Origin of the sequence: Oricola cellulosilytica, from assembly GCF_019966575.1 — a bacterium.
Lineage (GTDB): Bacteria > Pseudomonadota > Alphaproteobacteria > Rhizobiales > Rhizobiaceae > Oricola > Oricola cellulosilytica.
In genome coordinates this window covers 526012-540034 of the sequence record NZ_JAINFK010000002.1, presented here as the reverse complement: position 1 = coordinate 540034, position 14023 = coordinate 526012, and the positions used below count along the sequence as shown (strand labels likewise).

General features: G+C 61.0%; 7 protein-coding genes. 3 read left to right on the top strand and 4 right to left on the bottom strand.

Annotation, left to right across the window (positions count from 1 at the left end):
- Positions 1 to 121: 121 nt before the first annotated feature.
- Positions 122 to 4435: a translocation/assembly module TamB domain-containing protein gene (locus LC298_RS07270; protein ID WP_131567706.1), complete on the bottom strand. Its 4314-nt coding sequence runs from the start codon at positions 4433 to 4435 to the stop codon at positions 122 to 124.
- Positions 4435 to 6414, bottom strand: a complete 1980-nt coding sequence (locus LC298_RS07265; RefSeq protein WP_428977541.1) for an autotransporter assembly complex protein TamA — start codon at positions 6412 to 6414, stop codon at positions 4435 to 4437. The genes LC298_RS07270 and LC298_RS07265 overlap by 1 nt, the downstream gene beginning before the upstream one ends.
- A 263-nt stretch (positions 6415 to 6677) precedes the next feature.
- Between LC298_RS07265 and LC298_RS07260 the strand changes: the two genes are divergently transcribed.
- Positions 6678 to 8930 (top strand): mechanosensitive ion channel domain-containing protein, encoded by a 2253-nt coding sequence (locus LC298_RS07260; protein ID WP_131567709.1) that lies wholly within the window; start codon positions 6678 to 6680, stop codon positions 8928 to 8930.
- Between the two features lie 18 nt (positions 8931 to 8948).
- Here LC298_RS07260 and LC298_RS07255 read toward each other — a convergent pair whose 3' ends face one another.
- Entirely contained in the window at positions 8949 to 9416 is a 468-nt protein-coding gene (locus LC298_RS07255; protein WP_131567710.1) for a PAS domain-containing protein, read from the bottom strand.
- A gap of 21 nt (positions 9417 to 9437) precedes the next feature.
- Complete coding sequence (locus LC298_RS07250) at positions 9438 to 10178, bottom strand: helix-turn-helix transcriptional regulator (RefSeq protein ID WP_158284733.1); 741 nt, start codon at positions 10176 to 10178, stop codon at positions 9438 to 9440.
- Between the two features lie 523 nt (positions 10179 to 10701).
- On the opposite strand from LC298_RS07250, the gene LC298_RS07245 reads away from it, so the two are divergent.
- Both LC298_RS07245 and LC298_RS07240 read left to right on the top strand, forming a co-directional pair.
- Positions 10702 to 11877: a YcaO-like family protein gene (locus LC298_RS07245; protein WP_131567714.1), complete on the top strand. Its 1176-nt coding sequence runs from the start codon at positions 10702 to 10704 to the stop codon at positions 11875 to 11877.
- Between the two features lie 61 nt (positions 11878 to 11938).
- On the top strand, positions 11939 to 13978 hold the full coding sequence (locus LC298_RS07240; RefSeq protein WP_158284734.1) for an AfsR/SARP family transcriptional regulator: 2040 nt from the start codon (positions 11939 to 11941) through the stop codon (positions 13976 to 13978).
- Positions 13979 to 14023 lie beyond the last annotated feature (45 nt).

Below are 14023 nucleotides of genomic sequence, written 5' to 3'. Positions count from 1 at the left end.
CTCCATCTTACCGTCTCCTCATGAGCCGGGACATATGGTCAACGTTGACGCAGGGGAAGACGTTCCGGCTACGACCCGCGGGCTTCCGATGTGGTTAAACTTAGGTAAACCGCATCGAGAGTCAGTAATCTTTCTCGAAGAATACGCCCAGTTTTGAATCGCCTTGGGTATCGACCGTTCCCTTGGCGGTAAGGCTATCGGTAATGTCCAGGTTGATGGAGGCTTCAGCGCCTGTGCTGCCGGCCTGGACGTCGAGATAGACGTTGTCCTGAATGTACTTGCCGGCGCGTATCGCGACATTCCCGTCGCTGTCCTGCACCACGTCCAGATCATCGACGCCGATACCTTCCCGGATTTGCCCGGCCAGACCAGCGCCGCTTCCCCCGCCGGCAAGCGAGGCGACCGCGGTCGCGAGGTTTGCGATCTGCAGAGGGGAGAGGTTCGTAATACTCTCTCCGAAAAGGATGCGAGCCAGGATCTCGTCCTCCGGCAGTTCGGGCGAGGCTGACAGGTCGAGACTGAGATCCGATGCCCGCCCGCTCAGCCGGATCGAAGCGACGATGTCGTCACCCTGCACCTGTGCGACCAGATCGATCAGCGGATCGAGCGATCCGGTAAGCGTTATACGTCCCTCGGTCAGTTCCAGTCTCTTGCTGAGGATCGCCAGCCGCCCGCGGATCAGGTTGAACGAGCCCACGGGCTGAAGCGCCGTCAGCGGACCAGTCACACGGACCCTGCCGCCGAATTCGGCATCCACACCTCGTCCGCGCACGAAAATCCGGTTTGGCGAGTTCACGGTGACATCCAGGCGCACGGGAGCCCGCGGGGCGCCGCTGCCGCCCTTGGGAAGAGCCGCCTCGATACGCCTCAGGGTGGCAAGCGTATCCCTGTCCGGATTGACGTGGTCGATCGGCAGAAGGTCCGCATCGCCTGCCAGGGTCTCGGGCAGCGTTATCTCGGTTTCCTCAAGGTCGACCCGTCCCGAAATCAGCGGTCCGTTCGCCAGCTCGCCGGAAATTGCGAGGTCGCCGGAGAGCCGGGTGCGGACGAGTTCCCCGTCACTGTAGACCGCGTCGCGAAGGGTGATCCGGAGATTTGCCGGCAAACCGCCTCCAATGCCGACTGTTCCGCCGACCGTGATCGCCCCGCCACCGGCCAGCTGTGCGGACAGCGAATTGATCGAGATTGTGTCGCCGCGCAGACCGGCAACGCCGCCCACCTGAGTCAGCCGAAGGTTTGAGAGGGGGTCGGTAATCGATGCGCCGGAAAGCGAAAACAGGCCATCGGCATTCGGAGACGAAAGGCTGCCGGTGACCGAGGCGTCGATCCTCAGCGTGCCGCCAAGGCTGGTGCCCCGGCCGGCCAGGAAACGTTCGGCAAAAGTGAGCGGCGCCGTGCCGCTTATCCTGAGCGCAAGGCCCGACCCTGAAAGCGGGATTGTACCGGCGCCTGAAAAATCCAGGTTCTGGCTATTGCTGGCGTTGAAGGAGGAGAGTTGCACCGTTCCATTGCCATATTCCCCGGATGCGGTCGCATCGATAGGCGCGATCCCTGCCGATTCCAGCGCCGCCGCGCTCACCGATGTGGCGCGCGCATCGAAGGCAACGCGCGGATTGCCCGGCGTTCCACGCGTATTGAATGTGCCCGACAGGGTGCCGGCGAGGCCGACATCGGGGCGGAAACTGTTGGCGACCGATAGCGGCAGTGCATCGATGTTCGCCTGAATATCGAGTGTTTCTCCCACCGTGCCCGAAGCCGCTATCCGCCCGCCTGCGACATCGGCGCTGAAACTCTCGATACGCGTGACACCATCCGCATTGCTAATCGACGCCGGCCCCAGCAGGCGGATATCGCCGTAGCGTGACTGCACCGACAACTGCTGAATCTGCGCGTCGAAACCGTCCCGGGTTGTCTCGATATTGCCGGTCGTTTCCACCAACGTGCCATTCTGCAGAGTTGCGTCGGCGTCGAAATTGGTGACCGCGCCCGAAGTATTCGCACTCGCGACGATCCGCTCGATGAGAACGCCCGCTGCCTTGATATGATTACCTGTGACCGTGGCATCTATAACGGGCGTTCCTCTAACGTCGACAAGTGTCGCGTCGATATCGGCTTCGCCGATGCGATACTGGTTGAAGCGCGCGTTGAGTACGAGAAGGTCGGCGACCACATCCTGCTTGCCGTTTGTGCTTGCCAGCTTCACATCGCCGTTCACGGAGCCTTCGGCGTCAATCAGCGCCAGGGCGGCGAGGCCCGATATGTCATTGGACGAAATCGACAGTTCGCCCTCGGCCAGCCCATCTTCCCAAGCGATATCGCCGTCCAGCCTGCTCAGGCCCACACGCGCGAGGAACCCGTCCAGAACGAGTCGGGCTTCCTCCTTCCTGAATGTGCCGGAAATGTCGATCGTTTCACCGCCAACCGAGCCTGCGCCCGATATCTGGCCGGTAATCTCCGGACCACTGATCTTGCCGTCGAACGAGACACTCGCGCGCGGCACCGAGCGCGCCTGCAGCCGGGCGTCCTTCAGTGTCAGTTCTGCCGTGACGTCGAGAGGCGCGTCGCGCCGCGAGCCCGCTGGCTTGTCGATCGCGGCGGTAAGGGCGAGGCTGCCGGTCGCTTCCGGCTGCAATACAGAAATGCTGAAGATGTCGGCGTTCGCGCGAAGGTTTGCTTCGGTCGACGCATACAGTCCGTCGACGGAGATCCGCGCCTGGTCGTTGAGAATATGCAACCGAGTGAATCGGAGGCCCTCGTCGGACCGCGCCGCCTTTCCTGAAAGCGTGCTCGTACCGGCGAGCAGCCGGTCAGCGGTCTCGTTACCCAAGCTCGGATCGGAAAGCGTGCCGTCGAGAGCCAGATCGAACGCCCCGCCCACCAGCGCCGCGTCTCCGTTCACTGCCAGCGAGGCCGATCCCGCCAGATCGCGGTCTGCAATAAGTGAAAAGGCGGTCAGGTCGCTCGCCTCGACCCGGGCGGTCCCGGTGAAGGTGAGGGCGGCGAGAGTGCCGCTGGCTTGCACGCGAACCGCATCCGCGACGACTGTCGCCTCGTCGAGTCTCACGGGCTGGCCGGAGCGCCAGGCGCCCCTCGCTTCCAACGTCAGCGTTTCGCCGAGGGCTTTCGCCACGCCTTCATCGGCCGGGCGGACCCCCTCGGCTTTCACGTCGAGCGTATAGTCAATGGCGCGTTCGTCCGGGCTCCGCAATCCGGTCACGTCGCCCGCGCTGCCAATCTCAATCTTGTCGATGGCGATATCCGGCGCGTTCACATCGTCGAAATAACCGGTAAGCAGCCATCCGTCCGAGGTTTCGGTTCCGTATCGCAGCTTCAGATTGCCGCGGCCAATCGTCACCGGCTCTCCGGAAAGCGGGAGCCGGACGGGCTGACCGTCCTGCGATAGCAGGTTGATGTCGGCAGTGATCTCTCGCGGAAATCCGTCATCGAGGGTCGAAGCCGACGCGGTTATGTCCAGCGCGCCGGAATCGAGTTGGAGGTTCCTCAGATCAATGCCGCCGCCGCTGCGGAGCGTGACGTCCGCGGAAAGCCGCGTCTCGTCCCCGAAAAACGCCCTATGCTGCTCTGGGAGTATGCGCTGGATGGGCCCCGACAGAACCAGATCAGCGCGAAGGTCGTCGGAAAACAGCGGCTCGTTCATTTCGAGAGAGCCGGAGGCGATACGTTCTCCGTCGACGTCAAAGGCAAGCTCGATGTTCAGGTCGTTGACTGGCCCCGTGCCGTTGATGGCGAGCCGTACCGGCGGACGTTCCGGAATGTTGAGAAGATTAGCGACGACACCATCGGCGGGTTCATCCAGCGAAAAGTCGACATTCAGCGTTTCCGTTCCGCCGTCATAGGTCGCCCCTAGGGCCATTTGCCCTCCGGGACCATCCAGACGCCTGATGTCGAGACCGGCATCGAGGTTCCCGTCCTCGAGAGCGATGCTTCCCTCCAGCGAGAGCACCGAGGCAAGGCCGAAGACAGGCTGGCCGAATTCGGCTTCCGTGATCCGCAATTCCTCGATCACCACGGAAACCGGAAGTTCGGGAATTTGGAAACCGGAGGCCTCGGGCGCAGGAGCGGCTTCGTCCCGCGCCGGCATGCGCGGCCAGTCGATGCGCTCGGCCGTCAGGCTCTGTATGTCGAGTTTGCCGCCGAGAAGCGAACGCCGCTGCCACTCGAGCGTTGGTTCCACGATGGTCAGCCAGACGCCATCCTCGTCCGAGATCGTGATGCTGTCGAAGGAGACATTGGAAGACAGCGTACCCTGGATGCCGTTCAGCCTGATCTGTCTTGTGGGCGTCGACAGTTGCTCTTCGACATAGCGTATGAACCGCGATTTCTCCTCTTCCTCCTGCGCGCGCGCGGCGCTGCCCGCACAGACGAACGCGGTCACGATCAGAAAAAGACGCGAAAGGGCTCGCAAACCGCGCATCAGAATGCCTGTCCAATTCCGGCGTAGATCGCGAAGGCCGGATCGCCGGGCTGCCGGTTGAGGGGCACGGCCACGTCGAGGCGGATCGGCCCGAGGCCGGTATTGTAGCGAACGCCAAGGCCTGCTCCGACGCGGATGTCGCCGGAAAAGTCGGGTATCGATCCGGCATCCACCTGCGCCGCATCAACGAACCCGACCAGCCCGATCGACTTCGTGATTCCCTGGCGGATTTCAGCCGATGTCTCGAACAGCGACCGCCCGCCCGATATGCCGCCTCCAGGGGCCGGAACCCCGATGCTCCGGTAGGGATAGCCGCGAACCGAGGTGCCGCCGCCCGCAAGAAACAGTTCGTCCGAAGGAATTTCCACGATTGGCGCGCCGACGATCGAACCGACCTTCAATCGCGCCGCGAGCACCGTGCGGTCGTCCGGGCCAAGACCAACAAACATGCGCGCTTCGGCCTCGGCCTTGCCGATGGCGTTTCCGAATTCCCATTCGTAGAAGGGCTTGGCAGCCAGATCGACCAGAAAGCCGCGCGTCGGGTCAAGTTCGTTGTCGCGTGTGTCATATCTCGCGCCGATCTCGCCTCCCACAACGCCGAAGCGGCGAACGCCGAAGACATCGTCGTATTCTCCATAACTGACGAATTTACCCGCGCGAAGCGTAACCTCGTCGCTGTAGAAATGCTCCGCATAAACGGACCCCGCGAGCCGATTCTTGGTATAGAGATCGAGCACCTCGCGTTCCGCGAAGGTCTTGATCGTTACATCGGTGTCAGGCGTGAAGCGGCCCGGCAGGGTAAGGGTCGAGCCGAGATAGTAGTCGAATTCCTTGTAGTCGATCGTGTCGCCGATCCCCGAAACACGGGCGTCGAAGCGAAGACGTTCGGCGCGCCCGAACAGGTTGCGGTGCAACCAGAATGCTTCAGCGCCGACGCCGTCGATGGTCGATACGGTCGCACCGATGCCGATCCGGCGCAGCTTGCGCTCCTGGACCGTAAGCGAAAAGGGAAGGGTACCGTCCGGCCCGATATCCTCGTCCTCTTTCAGCGAGATCGAACGGAAGACGCCCAGTCTCTGAAGGCGCTCTTCAGCGCGCTTCACGTCGTCCGGATCGTACTCCTGACCCTCAATCAGCCCCGTCTGCCGGGCAACGAAAGGCGCGTGCATGCGCTTCGTCCCGGAGACGCTAACGGGGCCATAAACGGCGCGCGGTCCCGGAGCGATGGTAAGCCGCGCGTTCAAAAGCTTCTCGTTATGGCGCGCCGTGATCGCCTGGTCGGTAACTTCGGCCTTTGCATGGCCCTGTTGCCGCCACGCCCGGACAGCAAGACGGCCTGCGCGCTTGACCGTTCCCGCATAGGCGGGCTCACCCGGGAGGAAACCTTCCTCGGCCGGGGACGCAACCCGGTCCCGCCGGTCGAGGGAGGGCGGAGCCGGGTTCACGATGTCGGCCACCCCGAACGCAAAGCGGTCCTCTGCGTTGACCAGCACCTCGAATTGCGCATTCTCTGGAAAGTCGGTTCCCGCCGGCAGGCCGGACACCTCGCGGCCCTGCCATGTAATCGAGATCTCCCCGGAATACCGCGCGTCGTTGTAGAGCGCGGCAAGGATGCGCTTGTAGTCAGCCTTCGCGCGCGTGAGCAGTCCAGCTGAGCCGGCGGCGGGTTTCTCTCGCTCCAGCCACAACAGCGATGCATTCTTGACGGCCTTTTCGAGATCCCGGTCTTCCGCGCCGTTCACCAGAACGGTCATCGTCAGATCATACGATTTGGGGTCGATCAGCCCGTCGCTTTCGTCCTTCGGCGTGCACTTCCCAAACAGGCACAATCCGAAAAGTTCCAGCGCGGCCGCGGGTGCGGGGACCCAAACCACCGAAAGGCTGGCGAGCGCCAGCACACCGAATGTCGCCGCGAAGCGCACCTTCAGTTGTTCGCGGCGCCGAGATCTCGGTCGCAATGTCGCGTAACGTGTAGTCAATCCGGCGCTCGTGTCCTGTTGCCCGCTACTAATACATCCGCTTGCGACAGAAAAGCGGCGGCGACGCAGTGCGCGTTCGCCGCGCGAAACACCGGACACCCGACTGTCAGGCTGCACTATATAGAGGCGGGCGGGGAAAATAACGAAAAGTTTAGGAATTGTGTTAACGCCTCTGTGATGCCGGGTCGCTGCGGGGTACAGGTTGCTGTGGGCGCATAATCGGTTAGGTCTGGCTCCGGACATTTCCTGACGACACGGATCTCATGCTGGCCACGACTCCTCCTTTCCGCTTCCTGGTTCTGGTTCTCTCGGTTTGCCTCGCCGCGGCGATGGTTCCTGCGTCGGCGCAGTCGCTGTTTACGTCGAGCGACGGTGTGTCGGCGGAGACCGCGCCCGAGGTCGGAAGCGCGATCGACACCCTCGTCGACATCATCAAGGATGACGCTGCACGCGCCGAATTGATCGAGCGGCTGGAGGGACTGCAGGCGGAGGAACAGGCTGCATCCGGCCCGGAGGCTGCAACCCAGTCCGCGGATTCGTCTCTGGTGCGTTCCGTCGCCGAGGCGACGACCGGCATGGTGCAAGGGGCTTACGCCAGCGTGCAGCAGGTCTGGCGTGACCTGCGGGGAATCGAAACGCTTTTTGCGACGCTTCCGGACGAAAAGCGCCGACGCATGAATGAAAATGCGCTGCCGCTCCTCGGCACGATCGTCGCCACCGTACTGGTTTTCTGGCTCGCCAGTTTCATCCTGGCGCGCCTGATCCAGCCGCAGAAATGGATCCGGGCGAAAACCAGGGCGGTAAGGGCGACCCTGACCGTCCTGATCAACCTTCTGGCTGACGGCTTGGCGCTTGCGATCGCCTATGCGGCCGGCAACGTCATTGCGATCACGGCCTTCGGCGGCGGACTGATCACCGTGGAGCAGTCGCTTTATCTCAACGCCTTTCTGGTTGCCGGCGCAGTCGGCATCGTCATTCGGCTCTTCGTGCGGCCGCGGCGCCCGGACCATGCCCTGCTCAATTTGTCGCAGCCGGTGCAGGCCACCGCCTATCGCTGGCTCTCATTGATTGCCGGTCTGCTGGTCTACGGCCTGACGGTTGCCGTTCCGATCGCCAATTTGTGGACGACTTTCCTGTTCGGAAGGTCGCTCCGCCTGATCGTGGTGACACTTGCCGCCGGCCTCGCAATTTTCGCGATCCGCCAGGTGTCGCGAATGATTCGCGAAGATGCCCTGGCGCAGCCGGCTGAGGGTACGCCGCCTCAGGAACCCGCCGATGCGGAGGCCGGTGACCGCATTCCGCTCTGGCAGAAGCTCTGGCCGCCTCTTGCCTATTTTTATGTCGCGGTGTGCTACGTGATCGCCGTCGTTTATCCGGCGTTGATGGGGGACCTGATCGGCGGCGCAACGGTGCGCACCGTCATCGCTGGTGCCCTCGTAGCGCTTGCGTTCCGCTTTATCGGAACCCCCGCCCGCGCCCGGATCGCTGCGCCTGCCTGGCTCGAGCATTCGCTGCCCGGCTTCGGCGGCAAGCTCAACGTCTTCATGCCGTTGATCTTCAGAATCGTTGCCGTCTTCGTCGTGCTGGCCGCGATGATCTACGTTCTCGACGCATGGCGCGCGATCGACGTCGAATCCCTCCTCGGGCGCGATCAGGCGCTTGACTTGTCGGGACGGTTCATGAGCGCGATCCTGATTATCGCGGGCGTTCTCGTCGTTTGGGCTCTGGTCGTCTCGTGGATCGACAATCGCCTGACGCTCGATCTTCCGGGCAAAAACGTGACTGCCAGAACGCGTACCTTGCTGTCGCTGTTCAAGAACGCCTTCAGCGTGGTTGCCGTCGTGTTCGGTTCGATGATGGCACTCTCGCAACTCGGGATCGATATAGCGCCGTTGCTGGCCGGCGCCGGCGTTATCGGCCTGGCCATCGGCTTCGGAGCGCAGAAGTTGGTGCAGGACATCATCACCGGAATATTCATCCAGCTCGAAAACGCGATCAATGAAGGCGATGTCGTGACCGTCGCAGGGACGACGGGCGCCGTTGAAAAGCTGACGATTCGATCAGTCGGTGTGCGTGACCTGAACGGCGTCTACCATATCGTGCCGTTCAGCGCGGTCGACACTGTCTCGAACTTCATGAAACGGTTTGCCTACCACGTGGCGGAAATCGGCGTGGCCTACAAGGAGCACGTTCCGGCAGTGAAGGAGGCTATGGAAGAAGCATTCGAGCGGCTCAAGGCGACCGAGCACGGTGCGTCCATCTCCGGGCCGTTCGAGATGCAGGGCGTCGTGGCTCTCGCCGACAGCTCGGTCAACATTCGTGCCCGCATAAAGACGCGGCCCGGCCAGCAGTGGGCAGTTGGCCGCGCCTATACCGAGATCGTCAAGGGCGTCTTCGACGAGAAGGGCATCGAGATTCCCTATCCGCACCGCGTGTATGTGCGGCCCCCGGAGGAGCCGCAACCCGCAACAATCGAAAAACAGCCCGCCGGGAAAGTGACGGAGACAGAAGACTGAGGCCGGACAGTCCTTCGATTACTTGTCGAAGGCGACGGCTCGAACCGGGGGTTGAAACTCGGAAAAGGTCCCGTAAACCTCTTCGGTGCCATCGGCGCGCTTCCGGTAGCGCCCGTTCGACTTGACGAGCTTATAGGTGCCGCCAGGCCTCCTGAGGCGGAGCACGAACCGGAACCCCGACTTCCGTTTCGCTGCCTGATCGACGCAACTGGTAACCAGTTCCCGATCGTCCGGATGGTACGCCTCGATAGCGCGTCGCAAATCCACAGGACCCTTTGCGTATGACATCTCGTGGATCTTGAAGACGTCAGGTGACCAGTAAAGGAGGCCTGTTTCCAACTCGAGCCGCCAGACGCCGTAAAGGTCGAACTGGGATAGCGCGTCGAGGAGATTTGCGTCGGAAAGGCCGATTTCCTCCAGGGATTGAGGCTCCCTGGGTTTATCGACGACTTCTATGTAAAGTTGCGGATCAGCGGACTCTGTCATGCTGTTGTTCCGAAAAGGTCACTAATCGAGGAGGCCGGACCTTATGGATTTTGCAACCGCATGGGCCCGATTTACTGCCCCCAGCTTTTGGCATGCCGCACTTAAGTAATGGTTAACCGTATGTTCGGAGAGCTCGAGAATTGCCGCGATCTCGGCACTTGTCTTTCCGGCCGACGTCCAGACGAGACACTCGCGCTCTCGCACGCTCAGCAATTGTTCCGGCGCTTGCGCGGGAGCCCTGATCTCGACGACTCTCTCGTACAGAAGGTTGGAGAGGTAACTCAACTCCATCATCTCTGTCTCGGTGGGCGCGTCCCTCGTGCCAGAAAATGAAATGGTGCCCCGTCTCCCGGAGGGTTCGTGGGTGGAGAAGAATACTCCCTTCTTCAACCCGAAGGTCGAGAACAGGTCGTAAATCATCGCGCCTTTTTGGCCGGAACTGACGTCTGCCACATCCTCGAGATTCCACACCAGCGGACGGGTGCTTTTGCGCAGGCCCTCAAAGATTGAGCAGTCGTCCAGAAGTCCCAGTTGATCGAACGTGCTTACAAGTTCAGGCGGCCAGTTGCTGACGATCGACAGGTTGGACAAATATCTCTCGTCTCCGGTCGGCAAACGCGAGATCGAAAAAAAATCGTAGCCGTGCTGCTTGGTTATTTCCCGGGCAAGCCGCAATATGTCGTAGCTGGTTTCGCATTTCGCGATCTCGCTCACGAGATCGGCATCGGATATGTCGTTCAAGGCACCAACATTTTTAAGCATGAGGATATGGTGGCTCTGGATCGTTGCCAAATACCAACGTTCTGAACGTCTCCCCGAGGATGTCAAGGCAGAAAGGAGCATCGAGACACAATTTCGGTTAACTAACTGCATTTCGGAGAAGTTGCATTTAATATTTGCTAATCGAACGCACCGCCTTACGCCCGGGAATATGGCTCCGTAGAATACTTGATTTAGTTTTATCTCTAATCAAGCCGGCAATTTACCTCCGGGTTTTGGCGGAATTTTTGATGACCCAGTGAGGTAATCGTTCTTAAGATACAGAAATTCCTGGATTTTTTCCGTCGTCAGAATTGTGCGGTGCAAGATGATGAATGATTCGCTTGACTTTGATGAAGACTTGCCACGCTCCGGCCAGTGTGGGTTATTGTGTTGATTTCACTATGTCTCTTACGACCGCGCACTTGAAGTTGTTTCCTCCGCGCATGTCTGGTGATTTCCTTCGTCTTGTGCGCCGCAATCTTCATTGCCGCCCCGCGTCTGGAGGGGAGGCGGATGCGGATCGATGAACCTTTATTCGACCGAACTGTTGTCCGGGATTTTGACGTGGCTGGAGGAGGCCGGTGAACCTGCAGCCTTCCCCTTTCCCTCTCATCCCGTTTTAGCGATCGCATTTGAGGCGCGTGCCTCCCGCATAAGCCGTCCGTTTCTTGTTTCGGCATTGCAGCGCGCCTGTGAACTCCCGGACATGTTCGAGCTGCCGGTGCCAGGTGCTTCGAAACTGACCTCGATTGGGGCGACGATGCCGTCGGCCGACAGCTCGGAGAAATCGACCGGAGCGAACGGGATAGGCTTCTCGCCGGGCGAGGCGTTTCTGGCCTGCATCGGCGAGTCTTTCGAACATTTGGCCACCCGATCGACTGGCACAGTTTTGCAGGTGTTATCAGGTTGGGAAGGGGGGATAGCCCGCCTCGCCGAGCCGACGCCGGAGCAGAAGGAGAGATTTCTTCGCTTTCGTGCTCGAAATTCGCGCCAACCGCCCAGCGAGGGCGCAGCGGTTCATGCGTCGCTGGAAAAGGCGCTGTTAGCGGCAACACTCGAACTCGTGGAGCGGGATGCAGCCGCCCGATGGTGGCGCGAAGGAGTGCCGGCGAGCCCTCTCGACCTCGGGCGTGATGGCGGCGCCGATCTGGCCGGTCGGTTGTCAGGCGCGGCCGGCCCACTTCTCCGCACGACCACGTTTTTCCGCCTATCGTCCGAATATCCTGCCCATGTCGTGGCAGCCGCCCATATCGACCGTACAGGTCGCGCGAGGGCAATCGGCTACGCTGCGCGATTGTCCGTGGCTGAAGCCGTTGGCCGGGCGTTCCTGGAAATGGCACAGGTGAATTTGGCAATCTCGCTCACACGGTTGCGAATGAGGCATGAGCCCGGAGTCCCGCCGCCACACACGCATCTGCCCTTTCTGGAAGGTCTTGACTTGCCCACGTTGGGGCCGCCCGACGTCTCCCTGATCCAGCCAGCGAGTCAGCGTGAGAATGCCTTCATGGACACGGTCATGCGCAAGACGGAAAGCGTATTCGTCCAAGTGCCTGATCGGGCACCGTCCGGCGTCCATGCCGTCCGGGTGACCTGTCCGCAGTTTCTTTCATCCCGGCTGGGCCATTCTTCCGTCGTACCCGGCGGGCGGAAAAGGCCGCCCGTTGAAGGCGGACTTTGGAGGGACGTTCCATTGATATAGGCTTCCCTGTGGTCAGGTAATTCGGTACTCCCAGATGAACTATGAGTGGATGCGTGGTCAAATGGTGGACATGACCCCTGAAGGCGTATCGGCTCCGAAGCGTCGGCTGAAACTTGCTCTCGCTCGTGGTTTTCAGCTCACTGACACTGAGGGCAACAGGATCGTTCTGCCCAGCCGCAAAGCGCAAGCGATGGTCGCTTACCTTGTCCTGAGCGGAACCTTTACCGAAAGCCGTGAACGTCTCGCCCATTTGCTTTGGAGCGCGAGCGATCCGGACCATGCGAGGTCCTCGCTCCGGCAATGTCTGAAACAACTCAAGAAAGCCTTCGAGGATCACGGGCTAGATCCGCTGGATGTTGATAGGTCGGACGTCAGGCTTCATGAGGATGCGTTCGACACCGATGTCATTTCCGCAGAGCGTCAGCTTGGGGTCGGTGAAATCTGCGCTCCATTGCGGTCCGGTCAGATTCAGCCTGACAATATCCTCGAGGGCTTCGACGATCTGGACGAGGAGTTCCAGATCTGGCTGTCAGTGAGCCGCCAGCGCTATCGCACCCAGATAAGCAAGGCTCTTGAAGGCATGGTTCGCAATTCAGGGGGTGAACCGCTCGCAGAAGCTGCCGCGGAGGCACTGCTCGCAATCGATCCCAGCCACGAGGAAGCGCACCGCGCCGTTATCGAGAGCTACGCGCGCAAAGGCAACACCGCGGCGGCAATCCGGCAATATACCGAACTCTGGGATCACCTCGCGGCCGAATACGATATGGAGCCATCCGAAGAAACGCTGGCACTTATCGCCCGTGTGAAGATGGGCAGTTTTGAACCAGTGTCATCGGAGAACGGGCGGCCGAAGAAAAAGACCAAGACGGCAACGGTGGAGGATAGCCTGGCGCTGCCGGTTATTTCAGTGAATTTTTCCATGCCTCGCGAGGGAGACCAGCTTGACCATTTCGTTGCATTTGGCTTCCGTAGTGAACTTATTACTTGCCTCAGCAAGATCCGCGAGTGGGTAGTCGTCGAGGCTGATTCGACTGACCAGGCGGTGGACGGGCACGGTCCCGACTACCGCCTCGAAGCCAGCTTCGTGAACCACGGCAACGATGTTGCGATCTCGATCCGCCTGGTCGGCACGTTGCGGGGGCGGATGTTGTGGTCGGAGATGTACTCTTTCTCAGTCGACGATTGGGGCAAGCGTCTCAACGACATAACGCGCAGGATCGCCGCGACGCTCGACGTATATATCTCCGCCGATGCCTTGCGCCGGGGTGTTGGTAGCCATGATTACGTGCAGAGGCCGTACATGACCTGGCTTAAGGCGCAGCACCTCATGGGGTTCTGGCAGCCGAAGTCCGAATTCGAGGCCGAAAAGCTGATTGAGCAGGTGATCGAGGAGTGGCCGGCATTTTCGCCGCCTTACAGCAGCCTGGCCAACATCTACAATTCGCGGCACATCGTGTTGCCTGGACTGATGCGCGACGAGGCGATCCACGAGAAGTCACTGGATCTCGTGCGCAAGGCGGTAGAACTGGATCCGCTGGACGCACGAAGTCATCTCACTGCCACCTGGTGCAACATGATGCTGCGCCGGTTCGCGCGCGCGGAGATACACCTCGATCTGTGCCAGCAGCTTGATCCCAGTAGCCCATCTCTGCTGATGTCGGCGGCGCAGGCGGCAGCTTTCATGGATCGCCACGAGACAGCCGAACGGCTGGTTGGGAAGGCGACTCTCCTCACGCCGTTCCTCCCGCAGCCGCACTGGAGCTATCTGGTGGGGATCAGGTTCATGGCCGGCGATTATGAAGGTTGCGTCATGGCGGCCGGAAGGGCAAGCCCCTCGATATCCAATCTGCCGGGATGGAAGGCCGCCGCCGAGGGTCTGCTCGGCATGACGGACGAGGCACGACAAACCGCTCGTCTGTTCGTGCGCGATACGCAGCGGTTATGGTCGGTCGACGTGGATCCGACCGAGGAACGCATCATGCAGTGGTTCCTGCAATGTTTTCCCATTCGCAACAGGGACACGTGGCTGCGTCTGCGATCAGGGCTCCAGGCTGCCGGTCTCCCCGTCGGCGACGAAATCTTGTGGCAACCGGAAATCTGATGCATGAGTGAGCGCCCGTCAGGACGACGGGAGGCAAATCCATCC